At 38.7% G+C, this 21,528-nt stretch carries 20 protein-coding genes; 14 read left to right on the top strand and 6 right to left on the bottom strand.

Going from position 1 to position 21,528, the window contains the following annotated elements:
• Positions 1-47 precede the first annotated feature (47 nt).
• From DHW03_RS17705 to DHW03_RS17685, 5 genes are all read left to right on the top strand, one after another.
• Positions 48-1,325: a type IX secretion system plug protein gene (locus DHW03_RS17705; RefSeq protein ID WP_109927161.1), complete on the top strand. Its 1,278-nt coding sequence runs from the start codon at positions 48-50 to the stop codon at positions 1,323-1,325.
• A gap of 145 nt (positions 1,326-1,470) precedes the next feature.
• On the top strand, positions 1,471-2,430 hold the full coding sequence (locus DHW03_RS17700) for a formylglycine-generating enzyme family protein (RefSeq protein WP_109927160.1): 960 nt from the start codon (positions 1,471-1,473) through the stop codon (positions 2,428-2,430).
• Between the two features lie 35 nt (positions 2,431-2,465).
• Positions 2,466-3,785, top strand: a complete 1,320-nt coding sequence (locus tag DHW03_RS17695; protein WP_109927159.1) for a Gfo/Idh/MocA family protein — start codon at positions 2,466-2,468, stop codon at positions 3,783-3,785.
• Between the two features lie 15 nt (positions 3,786-3,800).
• On the top strand, positions 3,801-4,796 hold the full coding sequence (locus DHW03_RS17690; RefSeq protein WP_109927158.1) for an FAD:protein FMN transferase: 996 nt from the start codon (positions 3,801-3,803) through the stop codon (positions 4,794-4,796).
• Between the two features lie 30 nt (positions 4,797-4,826).
• Entirely contained in the window at positions 4,827-5,753 is a 927-nt protein-coding gene (locus DHW03_RS17685) for a hydroxypyruvate isomerase family protein (protein ID WP_109927157.1), read from the top strand.
• Positions 5,754-5,860: 107 nt separating this feature from the next.
• On the opposite strand, the gene gyrB is transcribed toward DHW03_RS17685, so the two are convergent.
• A complete protein-coding gene (gyrB, locus tag DHW03_RS17680; RefSeq protein WP_109927156.1) occupies positions 5,861-7,819 on the bottom strand; it encodes a DNA topoisomerase (ATP-hydrolyzing) subunit B in 1,959 nt (652 codons plus the stop codon).
• A 1,493-nt stretch (positions 7,820-9,312) separates the two neighbouring features.
• On the opposite strand from gyrB, the gene DHW03_RS17670 reads away from it, so the two are divergent.
• From DHW03_RS17670 to DHW03_RS17660, 3 genes are all read left to right on the top strand, one after another.
• A complete protein-coding gene (locus tag DHW03_RS17670) occupies positions 9,313-9,909 on the top strand; it encodes an OmpH family outer membrane protein (protein WP_109927154.1) in 597 nt (198 codons plus the stop codon).
• Between the two features lie 66 nt (positions 9,910-9,975).
• A complete protein-coding gene (locus DHW03_RS17665; protein WP_109927153.1) occupies positions 9,976-10,458 on the top strand; it encodes a nucleoside deaminase in 483 nt (160 codons plus the stop codon).
• Between the two features lie 59 nt (positions 10,459-10,517).
• Positions 10,518-11,276, top strand: coding sequence for an EcsC family protein (locus DHW03_RS17660; protein ID WP_109927152.1), 759 nt, complete (start codon positions 10,518-10,520; stop codon positions 11,274-11,276).
• A gap of 3 nt (positions 11,277-11,279) precedes the next feature.
• Here DHW03_RS17660 and DHW03_RS17655 read toward each other — a convergent pair whose 3' ends face one another.
• On the bottom strand, positions 11,280-11,684 hold the full coding sequence (locus DHW03_RS17655; protein ID WP_109927151.1) for an RNA-binding S4 domain-containing protein: 405 nt from the start codon (positions 11,682-11,684) through the stop codon (positions 11,280-11,282).
• A gap of 147 nt (positions 11,685-11,831) precedes the next feature.
• Here DHW03_RS17655 and DHW03_RS17650 point away from each other — a divergent pair, with 147 nt between their 5' ends.
• Together DHW03_RS17650 and DHW03_RS17645 are read left to right on the top strand one after the other, a co-directional pair.
• Entirely contained in the window at positions 11,832-12,650 is an 819-nt protein-coding gene (locus DHW03_RS17650) for a 2,3,4,5-tetrahydropyridine-2,6-dicarboxylate N-succinyltransferase (RefSeq protein ID WP_205941024.1), read from the top strand.
• A gap of 69 nt (positions 12,651-12,719) precedes the next feature.
• Positions 12,720-13,847, top strand: coding sequence for a glycosyltransferase family 4 protein (locus DHW03_RS17645; protein ID WP_109927149.1), 1,128 nt, complete (start codon positions 12,720-12,722; stop codon positions 13,845-13,847).
• Here DHW03_RS17645 and DHW03_RS17640 read toward each other — a convergent pair.
• Positions 13,840-14,397 (bottom strand): DUF4136 domain-containing protein, encoded by a 558-nt coding sequence (locus tag DHW03_RS17640; protein ID WP_165825459.1) that lies wholly within the window; start codon positions 14,395-14,397, stop codon positions 13,840-13,842. The two genes, DHW03_RS17645 and DHW03_RS17640, sit on opposite strands and share 8 nt — an antisense overlap.
• 193 nt (positions 14,398-14,590) lie before the next feature.
• Here DHW03_RS17640 and DHW03_RS17635 point away from each other — a divergent pair, with 193 nt between their 5' ends.
• The 4 genes from DHW03_RS17635 to miaA all read left to right on the top strand — a co-directional run bounded on the left by DHW03_RS17635 (position 14,591) and on the right by miaA (position 18,457).
• Positions 14,591-15,157, top strand: coding sequence for an L-threonylcarbamoyladenylate synthase (locus DHW03_RS17635; protein WP_109927147.1), 567 nt, complete (start codon positions 14,591-14,593; stop codon positions 15,155-15,157).
• A 90-nt stretch (positions 15,158-15,247) separates the two neighbouring features.
• Positions 15,248-16,711, top strand: a complete 1,464-nt coding sequence (locus DHW03_RS17630; RefSeq protein ID WP_109927146.1) for a CCA tRNA nucleotidyltransferase — start codon at positions 15,248-15,250, stop codon at positions 16,709-16,711.
• Positions 16,712-16,809: 98 nt separating this feature from the next.
• Positions 16,810-17,460 carry an IS1096 element passenger TnpR family protein gene (locus tag DHW03_RS17625; protein ID WP_109927145.1) on the top strand — a complete coding sequence of 217 codons (651 nt, stop codon included), beginning with the start codon at positions 16,810-16,812 and terminating at the stop codon, positions 17,458-17,460.
• A 70-nt stretch (positions 17,461-17,530) separates the two neighbouring features.
• A complete protein-coding gene (gene miaA, locus DHW03_RS17620; protein WP_109927144.1) occupies positions 17,531-18,457 on the top strand; it encodes a tRNA (adenosine(37)-N6)-dimethylallyltransferase MiaA in 927 nt (308 codons plus the stop codon).
• Between the two features lie 50 nt (positions 18,458-18,507).
• Here miaA and DHW03_RS17615 read toward each other — a convergent pair whose 3' ends face one another.
• The 3 genes from DHW03_RS17615 to DHW03_RS17605 all read right to left on the bottom strand — a co-directional run bounded on the left by DHW03_RS17615 (position 18,508) and on the right by DHW03_RS17605 (position 21,419).
• Positions 18,508-19,791, bottom strand: coding sequence for an SGNH/GDSL hydrolase family protein (locus DHW03_RS17615; protein WP_109927239.1), 1,284 nt, complete (start codon positions 19,789-19,791; stop codon positions 18,508-18,510).
• A gap of 11 nt (positions 19,792-19,802) precedes the next feature.
• Positions 19,803-21,026, bottom strand: coding sequence for an OmpP1/FadL family transporter (locus tag DHW03_RS17610; RefSeq protein ID WP_109927143.1), 1,224 nt, complete (start codon positions 21,024-21,026; stop codon positions 19,803-19,805).
• Between the two features lie 81 nt (positions 21,027-21,107).
• Positions 21,108-21,419 (bottom strand): DUF3467 domain-containing protein, encoded by a 312-nt coding sequence (locus DHW03_RS17605; protein ID WP_109927142.1) that lies wholly within the window; start codon positions 21,417-21,419, stop codon positions 21,108-21,110.
• Between the last annotated feature and the right edge of the window lie 109 nt (positions 21,420-21,528).

Genomic DNA, 21,528 nt, shown 5'->3' with positions numbered 1-21,528 from the left:
TCAGCACCAACCTTTTTTCTCTGGCTTTTACTCTGTACATTTATTCCATGCAGAAAATATTATTTACGATTTTATTTTTCATTCCTACCCTAATCTTTGCGCAATCAGATAAAACCTTTACTTACGAAAACAAAATTTATCTACCCAATATTAAAACCGTTCTTTGCTACAACAGCAATAAAGAACAAAGCCTGCCAGTCATTTTATTAAATTCTGCCGAAACCTTAACATTTGGTTTTGACGATCTATTGGCAGGAACCAAAAACTATTGGTACACCATCGAACATTGCACAGCAGACTGGCAGCCATCGCGCATTTCAAGCATCGATTACCTAGAAAGTTTCAATGATGATCGAATTCTAAATTACCGGTACTCATCCAACACCACCAGAAAATATACCCACTACGAACTCACCCTTCCAAATAACCAGATTCAGCCTAAAATTGGCGGTAACTATTTGCTAAAGGTTTACGAGGATGGCGATTTGAAAAAACCAGTCATTTCTCAACGTTTTTACATAGTGGATAGTCAGGTGGCGGTTGCAGCCGAAGTAAGCAATTCTATGCAGGTTGAAGATCGAAACTACAAGCAGAAAATAAACTTTACCATAAACCACAGCATTCCGATTGCCAATCCATACCAAGATGTGAAGGCTGTAGTCATGCAGAATTTTAATCCAAACACTGCCCAAATCAATACTAAACCTTCTTTCATCCGACCAAATCAATTGGTATATAACGACCTCACCACCAACGATTTTTGGGGCGAGAATGAGTTCAGAAAATTCGATACCCGAAGCTTACGGTACAAAGCAGATAACGTTAAAGATATTTTCAGAGATAATGAATCAGTGAATGTGATGCTATTTCAAGATGCACCACGAAATACAAGTGCATTTGCAAACCAATACGATGAAAACGGCAATTATTTCATAAGAAATACCGACGGCCGCGATGATCGAACCGAATCAGAATATACAGGTGTGCTTTTTACACTGAATGCCCCAGCGCCAAGCCCAAATGGTGAGGCTTATGTACTTGGCAGATTTAACAACTACACATTAAGTAAAGAAAACAAATTGCTTTATGATGCCAGCAGGAAACAATTTTATGGCAACATCCTGCTAAAACAGGGCTTATATGATTATGAATATGTTTGGTTCGATAAAGCCACCAATACCATCGAAACCAAACCTTTTGAAGGTGCCTTTTTCCAAACAGAAAACAGTTACCAAATCTTTGTTTATTACCGCAAGCCCGGCGCTCGTTGGGATACATTAGTAGGTTATGTAAATCTCAGTAATAAGCCTTCTGATAGGAGATAAATCCTTTTACTAACCGGATTAATTGTCAATTATACCTTTATTGTTACACAAATTTTCTTGATTTAAAATCAGAGTATTTACTTTAGTATTTATATATTGAGAAACCAAAAATGCTCATTTAAAAAAGCATCCCTAACCAAGTATTATGATCAAGAAATTAATCGCTTCGGCATTAATCTTTTTACCCTATTTGCCTGTTTTTGCACAGCAGGATTCAAAATCTTATACCCAAAACATTAACGGGACAAAATTAACTTTCGAAATGCTTGCTATCCCAGCGGGTAAATTTAAGATGGGCAGTAAAGCGGGCAAAGCTGATGAACAACCCATCCATGATGTAGAACTAGATGCCTTTTGGATCGGAAAATACGAAGTAACTTGGGATCTTTTCGAACCTTTTCTCTACCGAGATTATGAGCAAAAGGCCAGCACTGAAAAAATTTCTGCCGAAGTAGATGCCGTAACCCGACCAACAAAACCGTATCTCGATATGACCTTTGGCATGGGAAAAGAAAATCAGCCAGCATTGGCTATGACGCAATACAATGCCATTCAATTTTGTAAATGGCTATACGTTAGGACAGGAATTTTTTACCGCTTACCTACCGAAGCCGAATGGGAATATGCCTGTAAAGCAGGTACAACAACGGCTTATTCTTTCGGTAACGATGCTTCCAATCTTAAAGACTACGCATGGTTTAAAGAAAACAGTGGCAATAAAACCCATCCCGTTGGGCAAAAAAAACCAAACAATTGGGGCATTTACGATATGCACGGCAATGTAGCTGAATGGACATACGATCAATATCTTCCAGATTTTTACAAAACCGATAAAAGCACCAAAAATCCAGTAGCCGTACCCGAAAAATTGTATCCAAATTCAGTACGAGGGGGATCTTATGATGAAGTGGCAAAAAATTTAACGTCATCGGTTAGGTTGGCATCCGACCCATCTTGGAAACAGCTCGATCCCCAAATTCCGAAAAGCAATTGGTGGTTTCCAGAAGCCCCTTTTGTCGGAATGAGATTGGTAAGGCCAGCAAAAGCTCCATCAAAAGAAATCATTGATGCCTACTATAACAAATCACCAATAAAAGATTATTAAGAGCAACATACAAAGACCAATATAAACCAACAACAATGGAAAAAGAACCACTTACCCAACAACGAAGAGATTTTTTGAAGGCATCTGCCCTACTCGCAGGTGGCGCAATCATCAGCAGTATTCCACTAGCGAGTGCCTATGCCTCTGGCACAGACACCATCAAGATTGCCCTAATTGGTTGCGGCGATCGAGGAACAGGTGCAGCGTTTCAGGCTTTAAGCACAAAGTTCAACATTAAACTTGTGGCTATGGCCGATGCTTTCCAAGACCGATTAGACAGCAGCTACCAAGCTTTAAGCTCTAAATTTGCAGCTAAAATGGATGTTCCAAAAGAACGTCAGTTTGTGGGCTTTGATGCCTATTTAAAAGCAATTCCATTGGCCGATGTGGTTTTATTGGTTACGCCCCCAGGTTTCAGACCAATCCATTTTGAAGAAGCCGTAAAGCAGGGCAAACAAATTTTCATGGAAAAACCCGTTGCAGTTGATGCCCCTGGTATTAGAAGGGTGTTGGCCGCAGCAGAAGAAGCCAAAAAGAAAAAGCTAAACGTGGTGGTAGGCCTACAAAGGCGGTATCAAACCAATTATCGCGAAGCCATGAAACGCATTAATGATGGCGCTATAGGCGATATTGTTTCTGGTCAGGTATATTGGAACAGCGGAGGGGTTTGGGTTCGGCCACGCACAGCTGGTCAAACCGAGATGGAATATCAAATGCGCAATTGGTATTATTTCAACTGGCTATGTGGCGATCATATTGTAGAACAACATGTGCACAATTTAGATATAGCCAATTGGATTAAAAACGAACACCCCGTTTCGGTGCAAGGAACAGGTAGCCGCGCTTGGAGAACGGGCATAGATTATGGTGAAATTTACGATAATCATGCGCTAGAACTGACTTATCCTGACGGTGCAGTAATTTACAGTCAATGCAGGCATTTTGAAGGCACAAGCAATCGCGTTGATGAATCTTTCCAAGGCACCAAAGGAAAAATCTACCTTTCTGGAAGCAACGAAGCGGTAATTTGGGACGCTAAAGGACGAGAAATTTATCGCCACGATACCAAGGGAAACAAAAATCCGTACCAAACCGAACACGATGAGCTTTTTGAAGCCGTATCCAACGGAGAATATAAATTTGCCAATGCCGACTACGGAGCAACTACCACTTTAACAGGCATAATTGGGCGATACGCAACCTATTCAGGTCAAACCATTAAATGGGATGAAGCTTTAGCGGCTGATAACAGCCTGATGCCAGATCGTTTGGCTTGGGATGCCATGCCCAAAGTGCTTCCAGACTCAAATGGATTGTACCCCTATGCCATGCCTGGAAAAACCAAAGTTATTTAGTGCTAAATTTGATTCATGTACAGTAAGCATTTACTCTTTTTATTGCCTATTTTACTCTTATTTTCTAATGAGGGTGAAATTAGGCAGTACCAGATAAAAGGCTTTGCTCAAGGAACAGATTACACCATAACCTATTATGCAACAGATAGTTTAGTTAGTCAAGCCAATATCGACAGCATTTTGAATAGAATTGATTTGTCCATGTCTCTGTACAAAAAAGGCTCATTAATCAATCAATTTAATACCAGCGAAAAAGAAATTAAAACCGATGCCTTGATAAACGAGGTATTACAAAGAAGTTTTCAAATTAATGAAGATACCAAAGGGATTTTCGATATTACAGTTGCCCCTCTAGTACAGGCCTGGGGCTTCGGACCAATAGAAAATAGAGTTGAGCCTGATAGTTTAGCCATAAAGGCCATTTTAAATTGTGTAGGGATGAAAAATCTGACGTTAACAAAAGGCTATTTAAGTAAAACTAAACCTTGCATACAAATAGATTTGAACGGAATAGCGCAAGGCTATAGTGTGGATGTTATTGCAAGTTACTTAAATAAAAAAGGCATTAAAAGCTACATTGCCGAGCTGGGTGGCGAACTTAGAGTTTTAGGACCGAAGCCCGATGGAAAACCCATGAGGGTTGGTATTGAGGGGCCAGATAGCGATGGTACGCCAATAATTAGGCACATAGCTTCCTTAAATTTTGGTGCCATAACCACCTCAGGCAATTATAGAAAATTTCATCAAAGCGGAAACCGAAGCGTATCACACTTAATTGATTCTAAAACCGGTTATCCCTTAAATAATGAAATGATTAGCGTTACCGTGTTTGCAGATGATGCAATAACCGCCGATGGCTACGACAATGCTTTAATGGGCATGCACTTAAATGAAGCAATAAAATTTGTGGAAGAAAGAAAAAATCTCGAGGCCTATTTTGTTTACCACACAAAAAATGGAGGGGTTGCAGACACCTTAACAACAGGCTTTAAAAAAATGATTATCCAATAAATCGGCTTTCAACCAATTAAAACGCAACAAATGAAGAGAAGTGAATTTATCAGAAACACCTTGTTAACCGCAGGCGCTTTAACTGCCGGAACAGGCATCACCAATAGTTTTGCAGGCGAACAAGACATCTCCCTTGCAGACAAAACCTTTAATCTCGATTATGCGCCACATCAAGGCATGTTTGAAAACCATGCCGGGAAAGGTTTTCTGGATCAGATTCAGTTTATGTACGATAAAGGTTTCAGATCAATTGAAGACAATGGTTTTTTAAACAGATCTGTAGAGGAACAAGAAAAGATAGGCAATTTGCTCTCCAAACTCGGCATGCGTATGGGCGTTTTTGTGGTAGATGGTGGCGACAATTGGAAAACGTCATTAACAACGGGCAAAAAAGAGTTTAAAGATAAATTTATCGAAACCTGTAAAAAATCGGTAGAGGCTGCAAAACGATGCAACGCCAAATGGCTTACCGTGGTGCCGGGTTTTTACGAACGAAATTTGCCCTACGGAAATCAGTTTGCAAATGTAATTGATGCCATGCGTGCCGGTGCAGAAATTTTCGAACCTCATGGCTTAATTATGGTTTTAGAAACCCTAAGCGATACCCCAGAACTATTCCTTCAAAAAACCAACGAAACCTATGCCGTTTGCAAAGCTGTAAAAAGCCCATCTTGCAAAATTTTATATGATATTTACCACATGCAGCGCACAGAAGGCGATATCATTAAAACCATGGAACGTTGTTGGGATGAAATTGCCTACGTTCAAATTGGCGACAACCCAGGCAGAAAGGAGCCCACAACTGGAGAAATCAATTACAAAAACATCTTCAAATTTCTGCATAAGAAAGGTTACAAGGGTGTTATGGGCATGGAACACGGCAATTCCAAAGGCGGAAAAGATGGCGAATTAGCTGTAATTTCTGCCTACAGAATGGAAGACAACTTTCTAAGCTAACAGAGAAATCAAATTTTAAGCACAAACAATCAAAGCAAAAAAAACCTCTTCAAATATGAATTCGAAGAGGTTTTTATATTTAAGATGGCCCAGTGGGGTTTTAGCAATTAAGCATCAATCTTGGCGTATTTAGCATTGCGTTCAATAAACTCTCTACGTGGAGCAACCTCATCGCCCATTAACATAGAGAATGTATGATCACATTCTGCAGCACTCTCAATGGTAGCTTGTAATAAAGTACGAGTAGCCGGATTTAAAGTGGTATCCCAAAGTTGTTCAGCATTCATCTCACCCAAACCTTTATAGCGTTGAATGTGTACACTGTCTTCTTTACCACTACCTTTCAGTCTCTGTACCGCAGCATCGCGTTGTACATCATTCCAGCAATATTCAAAATCCTTACCTTTTTTAACTTGATAAAGTGGTGGCGATGCGATGTAAACGTAGCCAGCTTCAATTAACGCCCTCATATAACGATAAAAGAAAGTTAAAATGAGCGTGGTAATGTGCGATCCATCAATATCCGCATCCGTCATGATCACGATTTTGTGATAACGAAGTTTTGTTAAGTTCAAAGCTTTATCATCCTCAGGCGTACCAATGCTTACCCCAATTGCGGTAAACATATTCTTAATCTCATCGTTTTCGTAAATTTTGTGCTCCATGGCCTTTTCAACATTCAAAATCTTACCTTTTAAAGGCAAAATGGCTTGAATATTTCTATCGCGACCTTGCTTAGCTGTTCCACCTGCCGAGTCACCCTCAACAAGGTAAATTTCGCATTTTTCAGGGTCACTATCAGAGCAATCGGCCAGTTTACCTGGCAAACCAGAACCGCCCATAACACTCTTACGCTGAACCATTTCACGAGCTTTACGAGCAGCTGCTCTAGCCGTGGCTGCCAAGATCACTTTATTGACAATCATCTTCGCTTCTTTCGGATTTTCTTCCAAATAAGCACCCAATGCCTCGCCAACAGCAATATCAACCGCACCCATTACTTCGGTATTGCCAAGCTTGGTTTTGGTTTGTCCCTCAAATTGAGGTTCTTGCACCTTAACCGAAACTACAGCAGTTAAACCCTCTCTAAAGTCATCACCCGTAATTTCCATTTTCAGGTTTTTCAACAAACCCGATTTATCCGCATAACTTTTCAGTGTACGTGTTAAACCCCTACGGAAACCTGCAATGTGTGTACCACCTTCGTGGGTATTGATGTTGTTTACGTACGAGTGTACATTTTCCGAGTAGCTATCATTGTATTGAAAAGCCAACTCAACAGGAACACCATTCTTAATACCATCAATGTAAATTGGCTCAGGTAAGAACGAGGCACGGGTTCCGTCCAAAAATGTAACAAACTCTTTTAAGCCACCTTCCGATTGGAAAACCTCCGATAGGAAGGTTCCATCCTCTAAAGTTTCGCGTTCATCTGTTAAGGTTAATTTAATGCCCTTATTCAAAAAAGCCAATTCGCGTAAACGGCCAGCTAATGTATCGTATTTATATTCAGTTGTTTGCGTAAAAATTGTAGCATCCGGACTAAAAGTTACAATCGTACCACGTTTATCCGTTGTACCTGTTTCCTTAACATCGTATAAAGGTTTACCAATGTTATACTCCTGCATCCAAATTTTACCCTCACGGTGTACTTCGGCTTTTAAGTGTGTAGACAATGCGTTAACGCAACTTACCCCAACACCGTGTAAACCACCAGAAACTTTATAAGTATCTTTATCAAATTTACCACCCGCGTGTAAAACCGTCATTACGATTTCCAGTGCCGATTTATTTTCTTTTGTATTAATTCCGGTCGGAATCCCACGACCATTATCTTCTACTCTAATCGAGTTGCCTTCTAAAATTCTTACATCGATTGTATCAGCATGGCCGGCCAAAGCCTCATCAATTGAGTTATCTACAACCTCGTAAACCAAATGGTGTAAACCTTTAACACCAGTATCACCTATATACATCGAAGGGCGCTTACGCACCGCTTCTAAACCTTCTAAAACCTGTATATTATCTGCCGAATAATTTGACTTTAAATCCTGTTCTTCGCTCATATTTTAATTTGAAACAATAAGTATCAAAAATACGCAAATTTTGGCAATTAAACTAATATGTGGATAAGTTTTGAACTACCGATTCATCCGCAAGAAAATGCTTTCTAGAGGGTTTAAATGAACTTTTGAAAAGCAAAACCTGTGTTTCAATTTGGCGTTACTCCCGCTTTACATTACAAGGCCCGATGAAGAATCGGGCGCTTTCCATTTCAATCGGGTTTGGCCAGCAAAACCACCTCATTTTAACTTAATCCCCTCCCCTCAACCGTAAACAAAAACATCAAGGCATCAGTCAACTAAATCATTGATAGGCAAACCGTTGAATCATCAATCGATGCATCACCCACCAATTTTGCATTAATAAATCTTATAACCTTGGTACGCCACAAAACATGATTTTTACACCGTTCGCCACCTAACAAAGCATTTATTTTCTGCGCCTTTAAACCATTAATAGAAGCACCAATGCGCCACCTAAACCCGACATAAGCGAGCACGAAGTAAAGCGTTTGGCGGGACGAACATTAAAATGAAATACTGCAACTGCTTTCCAAAACATTTAAAAGAGTTTAGGTTCCAAGCTTTTACCGAAGATGATGCCCCAACTATACTTGAAAATCTCTCATGCTTTGCAAGCCCCCAAACATGATTTTTCATATCATTCTCCACCTAACAAGCGTTTAATTTATGCACCTTGACACCATTAATAGAAGCACCAATGCGCCACCTAAACCCGACATAAGCGAGCACGAAGTAAAGCGTTTGGCGGGACGAACATTAAAATGATATACTGCAACTGCTTTCCAAAACATTTAAAAGAAGTTAGGTTCCAAGCTTTTCAGCGGGGATAATATTGCGCATCGAATTAAGACCTCTCGTGCTCGTCAAGCCCCCCACATGAACTTATACCGTTCGCCACCTAACAAGTGTTTGTTTTCTGCGCCTTGATACCACTAATAGAAGCACCAATGCGCCATCTAAACCCGACATAAGCGAGCACGAAGTAAAGCGTTTGGCGGGACGAACATTAAAATGAAATACTGCAACTGCTTTCCAAAACATTTAAAAGAAGTTAGGTTCCAAGCTTTTCAGCGGGGATAATATTGCGCATCGAATTAAGACCTCTCGTGCTCGTCAAGCCCCCCACATGAACTTATACCGTTCGCCACCTAACAAGTGTTTGTTTTCTGCGCCTTGATACCACTAATAGAAGCACCAATGCGCCATCTAAACCCGACATAAGCGAGCACGAAGTAAAGCGTTTGGCGGGACGAACATTAAAATGAAATACTGCAACTGCTTTCCAAAACATTTAAAAGACTTTAGGTTTTCAGCGCGGATGATGCTGAGACTACAATCGAAAATCTCTTCTACTTGGCAAGCCATCAAATGATATTGTAAAGCAGAATTACAAACTATTAGCGGCCTTAACCACTCTTAAATTGCATATAAAAACTAATTTATATAAGTTTGCTAAAATTTATTAAACAACAATGGAAAGAAGAACCTTAAAAACCTTTGGTTTATTAGCAACAGCAGCTATAATTACTACATTTTCTGCATGTCAAAACAAAGACACTAAAACTACTGAAACAAAAAAACCAGATAGCACTGCTGCAGTTTCTGCCACTGAGAAAATCGTATTTGTAAATTCTGATTCTCTATTAACCAAGTACGATTATTACAAAGACCTTAAAGTTAAGTTTGAAGGTAAATCTAAAAACGCACAGGCAGATATCCAAGCCAAAGGACAAGCTTTCCAAAGAGAAGTAGCTCAATATCAGCAAAATGCAGGTACCCTTGCAGCAGATGTACGCAAAGCTACAGAAGAACGTTTAGCACGTAAGCAACAAGAATTGCAAACCTATCAGCAAAATGCTGGCGGTGCTTTGCAAAACGAACAAGCTGCAGAAAACGAAAAATTATACGATAAAGTTGCCGCTTACCTAAAAGGTTACGCAAAAGAAAAAGGTTATAAAATGGTGTTAACCTACTCAAAAGGAAACAGTGCAATTTTATTTGCTGATGAAAGTTTGGATGTAACATCTGAAGTAATTAAAGGCTTAAACGCAGATTACACTAAAAAATAATAACCACATATTTTAAAAGCATGCCCCGCGTAAACGGGGCATTTTTTTTGCTTTAACATTTGCGAGATGAAAGATCAGGAACAACACGAAGAATTTATGCGCATGGCCATTGCGCTGTCTGAACAAAATGTAAAAGAAAATATAGGTGGCCCCTTCGGGGCCGTAGTGGTAAAAGATGGAAAGGTGATTGCAAAATCGGGAAATAAAGTAACCACAACTAACGATCCTACAGCACATGCAGAAGTTTCGGCTATACGCTTGGCCTGTACAGAATTAGGCACCTTCGATTTAAACGGATGTGTAATTTACACCAGTTGCGAGCCCTGCCCAATGTGCTTAGGGGCAATTTATTGGTCGAGAATTGGAATGATTTATTACGGCAATACCAAAGCCGATGCAGGCAAAATTGGTTTCGACGATAAATTTATTTACGACGAGTTAGATAAGCCAATGAACAATCGCAGTTTACCAATTTTACAGTTGCTCAGAGATGAAGCTAGTGAGGCTTTTAAGCTTTGGGAAAAATCACCAATGAAAATCGATTATTAAGATTTCTATTTTTTGAAACAAAATGCCAAGTTCTAAAGTCTAATGTTAAATGATATAATATGACCTACGAACAAAAGATTAGCAGCGAGTTGGATTTTTGGAAGTTTAAAACGCTACAAAATCCATCGCTATTGAGCAAAGTTACGGATGGCGTTCAGAAAAAAATTAACAGTTTTATTCCCGATAAAGTTCATCAGGCCATAACCGCAGCCATTAAGCAAATGGTAAAGGCAGTACTTTTTGGTTCAACCTTTACCACATCAAAGCCAATAACCGATTTAACCTTGATGCACCGAGAAGCGTTGGTGAAGCAAAAAATAGAAAATTATAAAAAAACTGGCGCAGCGGAAGGCGGAATTACAGGTGCAGGCGGCTTTTTAATGAGCCTGGCAGATTTTCCGCTGCTACTGGGTATTAAAATGAAAATGCTATTTGATATAGCAGCAGTTTACGGTTACGATGTGAAAGACTATCGCGAGCGCTTATTTATCCTGCATATTTTTCAATTGGCCTTTTCCAGCAAAAAAGAAAGCAAGAATGTGTTTATCAAAATGCAAGATTGGGATAACCAAGCACATAAATTGCCAACCAATATCGATGAATTTGATTGGTTAACCTTTCAACAACAATACAGAGATTACATTGATTTGGCCAAGCTTGCGCAAATGTTGCCTTTTGTTGGCGCAGCGGTAGGCGCCATAGCCAACTATAAATTAATAGAAAAACTGGGTAAAACCGCTATGATGAGTTATAGGATGCGCCATTTTAACGTTCAATATGCCATAAACAGCAATCCTACAGTGAAAACTCTAAGCTAGAAATTAGTCGTCATTATCCTCAAACAAGCCTCCAATTAAATCGTCGGTTTCTCGCCTATCTTTTTTGGTAGGCCTACCCGTTCCACGATCTCGTTTTAAATTTGGGGCATGAAACATCGATTTAAAAGCTTGGGTTTCTTCAACAGGTGTTAAATCCTTGTATTTGGTTAATGCCGTGGGCGAATCGGTTCGGTTGTAAGAAAGCTCAACCACTTCGATAATTTTCTTTTCAATCCCTTTAGAAACCGAATACACCTCTCCTACTTTTACAATTGATGAAGGTTTAAGGTTTTGCCCATTGAGCTTTACCCGTCCAGCCTTGCAAGCATCAGTTGCCAAACTTCTGGTTTTAAACAACCGAATGGCCCACAAATATTTATCGATTCTAAGTTTTTCTGTCTCTGCCATAAAATTCAAAAGTAACAAATTTGAACTATATGTAGTGTTGATAGCTTGTAATACCTTGTAAACAATTGGAAGCGAACAAAACAATTTAAACAATTAACCATTTAATAAGTAAAAATTGATTTATTTTGCGTAAAATTTAAAAACATCATGTATTCAGATTTAAAGAAACTAATTGAAGCCGCTTGGGAAGATAGAACCCTTTTACAATATAGCAACTATTGCGAAGCCATTGAAGCCGTTATAATGGGCTTAGACAAAGGTGAAATTCGCGTTGCTGAACCTGTTTTAAACTCTTGGGGCATTAATGAGTGGGTAAAGAAGGCCGTAATTTTATATTTCCCAATTCGCGAGATGAAAGAAATTAAAAGTGGCCCATTTGTTTACCACGATAAAATGGATTTAAAAACTGACTATAAAGCAACAGGCGTACGTGTTGTGCCAATGGCAAGTGCTCGTTACGGTTCGTTTTTAGCAAAAGGCGTAATCATGATGCCTTCTTACGTAAATATTGGTGCTTATGTAGATGAAGGTACCATGGTAGATACTTGGGCAACAGTAGGCTCTTGTGCACAAATTGGCAAACGTGTTCACCTAAGTGGCGGTGTAGGTATTGGTGGTGTTTTAGAACCTGTACAAGCTGCCCCGGTAATTATTGAAGATGATTGCTTCTTAGGCTCTAGAGCGATTGTAGTAGAAGGAGTTAAATTAGAAAAAGAAGTTGTTTTAGGCGCCAATGTAGTTTTAACCGCATCAACTAAAATTATTGATGTTACTGGCCCAACTCCTGTAGAATATAAAGGCATAGTTCCTGCACGTTCTGTGGTAATCCCTGGAAGCTATACCAAAAAATTCCCAGCTGGCGAATATCAAGTACCATGTGCTTTGATTATTGGCAAACGTAAAGAAAGCACAGATAAAAAGACATCGCTTAACGATGCGTTGAGAGAAAATAACGTAGCCGTATAAATGGCTTAGGTAAAAGGTTTAAGGCAAAAGAAAGCCATAAACCTTTTATTTTAATCAGAATAAACCTGTATGAATATTGGATACGATGGCAAAAGGGCTGCGAATAACCTAACCGGATTGGGCAATTACAGCCGATCGTTGATAGAAAGTTTAGCATTCCAATACCCAGAAAATCAATATATTGTCTATTCACCAAAGGTGAAGGCTTCCAAGCAAATCAGCACCTTTCTTCAAAACCAAAACATTAAGTTAGCGCTACCAAAAAACGGTAGTTTCTTATGGCGTAGCTTAAACATTCTAAAAGATTTAGTTCGGGATGATATTCAAATTTACCACGGCCTAAGTCACGAAATTCCCTTTGCCATTCAGCATACCAGAATCAAATCTGTGGTTACCATTCACGACTTAATTTTTCTGCGTTTTCCAAAGTATTATAAATTTATTGATCGCAAACTTTATGAATGGAAAAGTAAATCAGCCTGCAAGCGTGCCGATAAAATTATCGCCATAAGTGAAAAAACCAAAGCCGATTTAATTGAATTTTACCAAATTGAACCCAATAAAATTGAAGTGATTTATCAAAGTTGCGATGACCACTTCAAAAGCCCATTCGATGCATCAACATTAAGTAGAATCAAAGCCACTTACAAACTCCCAGAAAAATACATTTTAAGTGTAGGCACGATAGAAGAAAGAAAGAACTTAAAATTAATCGTTACGGCTTTAAAAGACGTTCAGGAAGATTATAAATTGGTTGTAATTGGAAAGCAAACGGCCTATTTCAAAACAGTTGAAAAGGAAATTGACCGATTGGGATTGAGGAAACGAATCCTATTCCTACAAAACATCCCTTTCTCTGATTTGCCAGGCATCTATCAACTGGCATCCATATTTGCTTACCCTTCTTTTTACGAAGGCTTTGGGATTCCAATTATCGAAGCTCTATATTCTGGTGTGCCAACCATTGCGGCAACAGGTTCTTGTTTAGAAGAAGCAGGTGGGCCGAATTCCATCTATGTATCTCCAACAGATTCGAATCAATTAGCAGGTGCTATAAATCAAATCATTAGCAATTCGAAACTTCAAAAAACGATGAAAGAAAAAGGGCTGGAATTTGTTCAAAAATTCAACAGCCCTGTAGTCACTCAGCAATTAATGAATTGCTATTTAAATCTTCTTCCTACGGCAATTACTTAGCAGCAATTGCATTTGGAGGATATTGGTCTAAAATTTCTTTTACACCAGTATTTAATCTTTCTTCCCTTTTGGTAAAACTATCTAAGTTAAAACCACTTCCCTGACCATGCCAAAATAAAATCTTTTTGTTCGGGTCTAAGAAATCAATAATAATGGTTCCTTCGATATATTGATTAACATAGGTGCCACCGCCACCCCAAAATGGAGAACGCCAGCCCCAGCCACCGCCCCAACCCCATCCGCCATAGTAACCTGGGCCATAAACATCTGTTTTTTCCCTAGCCACTACGAATAAGTTTACGAGCATATCCGGACGATCGGACTTGGTAAATCCTTTAGCATTCATTTGCGCCTCTACGGCAGCCATTAATCGGCGTTTGTCTAAATTGTTTAACCTCACCCTCGCAATTCCCTTATCGTAAAAATTGTAAGTTTTGTAGGCATTAAGATCGACGTTTTTGTCGTAGTCGGAAGCTGTTCGGAGTGAAGAACAACCTGCTAATGCAATTACCACAGTAAAAAGCATCAGTAAATTTTTAATTGTTTTCATATGTGTATGTTGTTTAAAATAACCTGTATTAAAAATAACCATTTAAAATCTGAATAGATTGAAACATCTATAATTTTTACAATCAGATTGTTATCCTAAAAACGTTTATAAATGCCTTAATGTTTCAAGCTAAATGTTAAATTATTAAGCATTTACATGATTTAACATATCGTTTTTAAATTAACTTTGCAACATGCTTAGAGATGAAATAAACAAGGCTTTAGAGGTAATTAAGTCTGGTGGCGTAATTCTTTATCCAACAGATACCATTTGGGGATTAGGCTGTGATGCTACCAATGCAGAAGCGGTAGAAAAGCTTTTAAAAATTAAAAATAGACCTGCAGAAAAAAGCCTAATTGTGCTCTTAGATGTTGACAATAAGATTCAGAGCTACGTAAACGAAGTACCGGAGATTGCATACGATTTAATCGAATATGCCGAAAACCCGTTGACCATCATCTTTTCAGGTGCCAAAAACTTAGCTCCGAATGTAATTAACGCCGACGGTAGTGTGGGCATTCGCATAGTTAAACATGATTTTTGCACACCTTTAATCCAACGCTTCCGCAAACCAATTGTTTCAACCTCAGCAAATTTGAGTGGAGAACCCTCACCGAGGTATTTTGATGATCTAAGCCCAGAGATTTTAGAGGCGGTAGATTTAGTAATCGATTTTGAACAAGAAAATCGTACGATTAAAAAACCATCAACCATTATGAAACTCTCTCCCGGTGGTCAATTTGAATTTATAAGGAAATAAATCCCTTTGAGTACAATGCAGGCTTTATTACGCTTAAATCAGCTCAGCATCGAATGTTTTTCTTAATTTCGTCCATTCAACTGCCTTTTTATGCAAGCTAACTTCAGTAATGAAAGTCAGAAATTTCCATTGAGAAATTTAGAAGTTCATTTAAAAGACCCAATATTCCAAACCTTATCTGCCGTAGCAGATCAAAATAACACCGAGGCTTATGTTATTGGAGGATTTGTGCGGGATTTATTTTTAGAGCGTCCATCAAAAGATATTGATGTTGTAGTGGTTGGAAAAGGAATTGCATATGCCGAGGCGGTAGGTAAAAAATTGCACATTAAGGTTGCCGTTTTTAAAAACTTTGGAACAGCCAACATTAAGTATAGAGATTTAGAAGTTGAATTTGTTGGTGCGAGAAGAGAATCTTATCGTTCCGATTCGCGCAAACCAATTGTTGAAGATGGAACTTTAGAAGACGATCAAATCAGAAGGGATTTTACGATAAATGCTTTAGCCATTAATCTCAATGCCCATCGTTTCGGCGAACTTTTAGATCCATTTGATGGGATAAAGGACTTAGAAAATAAGTTAATCCGTACTCCGCTCGATCCAGAAGTGACTTTTTCTGATGATCCCTTACGCATGATGAGGGCCATAAGGTTTGCAAGCCAACTCAATTTTAATATCGATCAGGCTGCATTAAGTGCCATTAAAACGCAGAAAAATCGCATCAGCATTGTTTCAAAAGAGCGAATTACCGATGAACTGAATAAGATAATTTTATCAAAAAAACCATCCATTGGGTTTAAACATCTTTTTGATACAGGTTTATTGCACATCATTTTCCCTCAAATGGCACAGCTTTATGGTGTAGAAATCATTAAGGGAAAAGGCCATAAAGATAATTTCTATCACACCTTGGAGGTTTTAGACAACATTTGCGAAACTACTGACGATTTATGGTTGAGATGGGCAGCCATCCTGCACGATATTGCCAAGCCCGCAACCAAACGTTTTGAAGAAGGACACGGATGGACCTTTCATGGACATGAAGATAAAGGCGCCAGAATGGTTCCCAAAATTTTTGCGCAGCTGAAATTGCCGCTTAACGAGAAAATGAAGTACGTGCAAAAATTGGTGCAATTGCACCTACGTCCTATCGTTTTGGCGCAAGAAACCGTAACAGATTCTGCTGTAAGAAGATTACTTTTTGATGCAGGTGAGGAAATAGAAAGCTTAATGTTGCTCTGTAATGCAGATGTAACCACTAAAAACGAATATAAAAAAACCAAGTATCGCAACAACTTTGAACTCGTGAAAAAGAAGTTAAAAGATGTTGAGGAACGAGATAAAATCCGAAATTGGCAACCACCAATTACGGGCCTCGACATTATGGAAACTTTTGGTTTGGAAGCGGGTAAGGAAGTTGGCCTCATTAAAAACGCAATTCGTGAAGCAATTTTGGAAGGCGAGATAACAAATGATTACAACGAAGCGTTTAATTTTATGCTGAACCACGCAAAACAAATGGGACTAAATCCTGTTAACAAAGAAATTACTTAAAACAACTGCGAAAACAGACAATTAGAGAACCTTTTGTGACTTTTACTGTTTTGTGGTAAAGCAAATTAACTTTATTTTTACGGTTCCAAAATACAATAATGGCTATTTATAAATTTAGAATTACTTTCGAAGATTTTGATGATGTTGTGAGAGAGATCGACATTAAATCAAACCAAACATTTGAAGACCTGCATAAGGCAATACACAAATCGACTGGTTACAATGCCGAAAAATCATCATCATTTTATGTGAGTACGGATAATTGGTTAAAAGGCGATGAGATTGCATATTTACCAAGTGAGCGCAAGAAAGATCGTGTTGTACTTATGGAGAATTCTAAATTAAGTGGCTTTATCGAAGACCCGCATCAAAAATTCTATTACATCTATAATTTTGACCGTCCATACGATTTTCATGTAGAATTGGTTAAAATTGTTCTAGATCCTGATCCAAATATTGAATACCCTTTCCTAGCCAAAAGCTCCGGAGAGGCCCCAAAAATAATGGAGCGAAACAGTCCTCAAGCAGTAGATCCAAGAGGAGCATCGGCCGTTTCTAGTGAATTTGATTTCTTAAATGAAATGAATTTTGTTCCTGAAGATACGGATGAACTAGAAGCCATGGGCGAAATGGGTATTAACGCCGAAGAACGAGATGAAGAAGATGAAACAGAAGAAAGCGACGAATTTGGAGATGAATTTTCGGATAGCGAAAGCTACGAAGATGAAAGCCATAAAGACGACTATTAATCCAAAATAAAATTAAACAATATACAAACGGTCAGATGGATTCATCTGACCGTTTTGTTAAAAAAGCAATATGCCAACAGATAACTTAAAGCCTAAAAAAGCTAAAACCCTTATCTCAGTTGTTGGCCCAACCGCCATCGGAAAAACTGCCCTGGCGATCGAACTTGGGCGTTATTTTAACACCGAAATCATTTCTGCTGATTCCAGACAATTTTTCAAGGAAATGGAAATTGGTACGGCGAAACCCAATCAAGAAGAACTTGCGTCGGTTAAGCATCACTTTATTAACTCACATTCTGTAGAAAAACTTTTTAGCACTGGCGATTTTGAAGTGGAGGCATTGGAAACGCTGCAGGCCATATTTACAGATCGAGATACGGCAATTATAGTCGGAGGTTCTGGTCTATATGTTAATGCCGTACTTAATGGTTTAGATGAAATGCCAGAAATTGATCTAAAGATCCGGGAACAACTCAACGCCCAATTCGAAAATGAAGGGATTGAGGTGATACAAAAAAAACTCGAACAGGTCGATCCAGAATACTTCAACAAAGTGGATCAAAATAACCCTCAAAGAATGATCAGAGGGCTAGAGGTATTTCTTTCAACAGGACGAAAACTGTCATCCATGCTTTCCGCGCAGAAAAAAGACCGACCGTTTAACATCATCAAAATTGGACTCAATACAGATCGAGCAACACTTTATAATCAAATCAACCACCGAGTAGATAAAATGATGGAAAGGGGTTTATTAGAAGAAGTGAAAGGCCTTATTCCTTTTAGAAAGTATAATGCGCTTAATACTGTAGGTTATAGTGAGTTGTTTGATTATGTTGATGAAAAAGTCTCCTTAGCTGATGCTATCGCTGCCATAAAACAGAATACACGCAGGTTTGCAAAACGACAACTTACTTGGTTCAGAAAAGATGAGGAGATAAATTGGTTTGAGCCAGATGAAAAGGAGCAGATTATTGCTTTTATAAAAAAACAGCTTTAAACGAAAAAGGCCTGCAAATCTGCAAGCCTTTTCAATATTTCCGATGAATTTTAGTTCGGGAATTTTACACCTCTATATTGCGTAACATCCACCACAGGAATTGTCGATCCGTATTTGGCATTAATTGCATTAATGAACACATTAGCAATTACCGCATTTCCGCGTGGGGTTAAGTGAACACCATCAAGAGAGAAAGCGCCACCCGTAATGAAAGCCGAATTGATTCCAATTCCATTGATGATAATCCCGGTTTTAACCTGATTTAAGTAAGCGTAAGTATCTGCAATAGCCAAACCTTTGCTATCTGCAAGAGATTTAATGCTATTGTTATAGCTGATTACATAATCTTTAACCTTAGCAACTTCATCTTTATCTAAAACCCAGTTATTTGCAATCGGATTTAAAGGATGCAAACCATAAGGATATGGTGATGATGTAGTTGAACCAAACAAGCCTGCTGATTGGAAAGGCAAACGAATTAAATCTTCACTGGTTGCCGCTCTCACCGTTCCCGTACCCGTTTGGATGTAAATGGCGGCAGCCGCAGGATTGATTGCTTTTGCAGCGTTTAGTAATGCAGCAACCGTTACCGTATTGAAATACGGAATCGCAGTCACATCAGGGATCGTCGCAACAATTCCTTTTTGTCCACCTGCTGAAAGCGAGTTCACTAAATTAGAATACAACAATGCAAAAGTTGATTTATCGGTTAAAACGTTAGTGGCATCAGTCGTTACACCGCCGTTGGTTGCGTATCCTAAAGCATCGTTGTTACCCAACCATAAAGAGAAGAAGGTATGACTTCTACCCTGAATAAATTGAAAATAAGAAGTTACGCCTACTTGCGCATCAGGTAAAAGTCTTTCCAAATATGGATTGGCTGCACCAAAAGGTCCAGCAAAAGCCAAATCTACACGCATTCCAGGTATGCCTAAATTCTGAACTTCACCTGTATATTTCGCTAATCGAGTTGCATCACGATAAGCTAAATTCGTGGTAACTGGTGTTAAGGTAGGCACACCATTAACCAATGCCGTTAAAGATAAATATCCAGATCCATTTGCCTGTGCATCTGTAAAAAATGGCGAAGTAAAACTCCCCCCTCCTACGGTTGCCATTTTCTCGGCCATTAAATTTGGATAAGCTACTTTTTGGCCTTCCAAATACAAACCACCATCAGCAAACCCTGAGGTTAAAGAGTTACCTACTGCTATGTATTTGCTAAAATTTGCCGATCCTGCGGTGGTACCTGCTGGACTTTCAATTTCTGGTTTACAAGAAGCTACAAAAAGTACGCTAGCAACTAAAAGACTATTTAATATATATTTTTTCATCGTAATTTCTCCTACCATTTATAAGTTAATGAAAGCCCTGGTGCATAAACTAGGGTTTTAAAGGTGCCGTTTAAGCCTGTTTCAATATTTTTTTGTGTACGTGATTGAACATCTTCGAAGAAAAACGAAGCATTAACTTCAAACTTCGAAGTAAAAGCGTAACCAGCGCCCGCACTTAAAATATAACGATTTGCATCAGGAGCTTCAGGAGTTACATAGCCATCTTGAACTGGGCTTAAAGCATAACCCACACCGGCCCTTAAAGCCAATTTTTCTGTCGCCTGATGATTGATTCCTAATTTGAATGAAGAACCATCACGATAGTTACGTGCAGATTTTGTATCGGCCAAAGCAGAAGTATTCGTAGCATAATCAAAAGATAAATCTTGATAAATGTGCCATTGAACCCAACTTGCATCGAAAGCTAGTTTTGTTGATTTGGAAAGTGGGATGCCAATGCCTAACGTAGTTGTAGCTGGTAAAGGCAGTTCTGCATTAAATGTATTTCCTGCCGGGAAAGATGTTCTTAATGAATTCGGAACATCAAATTCTGCGCTTCCACCGTCCAGTTTTGTAATAACTTTTGATTTATGGGTAATGGCAAACGTAATGTTGCTTAAGGTATTAATGTAAATACCAGCATTCCAACCATAACCTTTTCCAGTACCATCTAAAGTTACCTTTCCAGAACGTCCATCAGGAAAATTGACAGGAATTGCTCTCTGTAAGTTTACGTCGCCATAATTGTAAACGAAACCTGCTCCAATACCAATACGATCCGTAATTTTTATACTCAAGGTTGGTTGGAAGTAGATTGCTTTAAGATTTAATGAAGTTAAAGCATATTTGCCCGACCAATTGTCGCCCCAATCAACCAATCCGCCAAAAGGCGTATAAACACCCAAACCCAATTTCCATTTATTTGATTTTGGTCCCCAAACGGCGTAAAGCTCAAATGGTGTAGCAATTTTATTTTTTACGTTTTCTGTAACATTAGAATTCGCTTGCTGGAATGCCGACTTGAATAATAATGGATTTCCCCCTGCCGAAATGGAGTTTTTTTCTAAGAAGGTAACTGCTCCAGGGTTAAAAAATACAGAAGCCTCGTCTAACGCCAAGGCAGAACCTGCTCCCGCCATACCGATTTGTTTTTGCCCTTGTAAATTAACCTGGAAGCCCTGTGCCATAACCCATATCGGGAAAGAAAGTAGCGCGCTCAATAAAATTTTTTTCATGTTTATATATGGTTATCGCACAAATATATACTATGCTAACATAGCAAGCAAACATTTGTTTATAAGTATTTTTAAAAGTAATTAAGCTTGTGCTGTTGGCCCTCCAAAACCCATAGGGAATGGCGGTTCTTCCTGAGTTTTGATACGTCCGTTAACCGCTTCAAATTTTTGAAGGTTGTCTTCTAAGGCTGATAATAAACGCTTAGCGTGTTCGGGCGTTAAAATAATTCTTGATTTAACTTTAGCTTTAGGCAAGCCTGGCATTACGCGAATAAAATCAAGCACAAATTCTGTATTGGAATGGGTAATGATCGCAAGGTTTGAAAATACACCCTCTGCAACTTCTTCTGAGAGTTCTATATTTAATTGATTTTCGTTTTGTTGTTCTTCCATAATTGAGTAAAATTAATCTTCGTTCATATTGAGCGAACATAAAGGTAATATTAAACTCGCATTCACAAAAAATTAATAAATAAAAAGGGCTGTCTCAATAATGAAACAG

This window comes from Pedobacter yonginensis, from assembly GCF_003173595.1.
GTDB lineage: Bacteria > Bacteroidota > Bacteroidia > Sphingobacteriales > Sphingobacteriaceae > Pedobacter > Pedobacter yonginense.
This window is presented reverse-complemented; position numbering and strand designations above follow the sequence as displayed.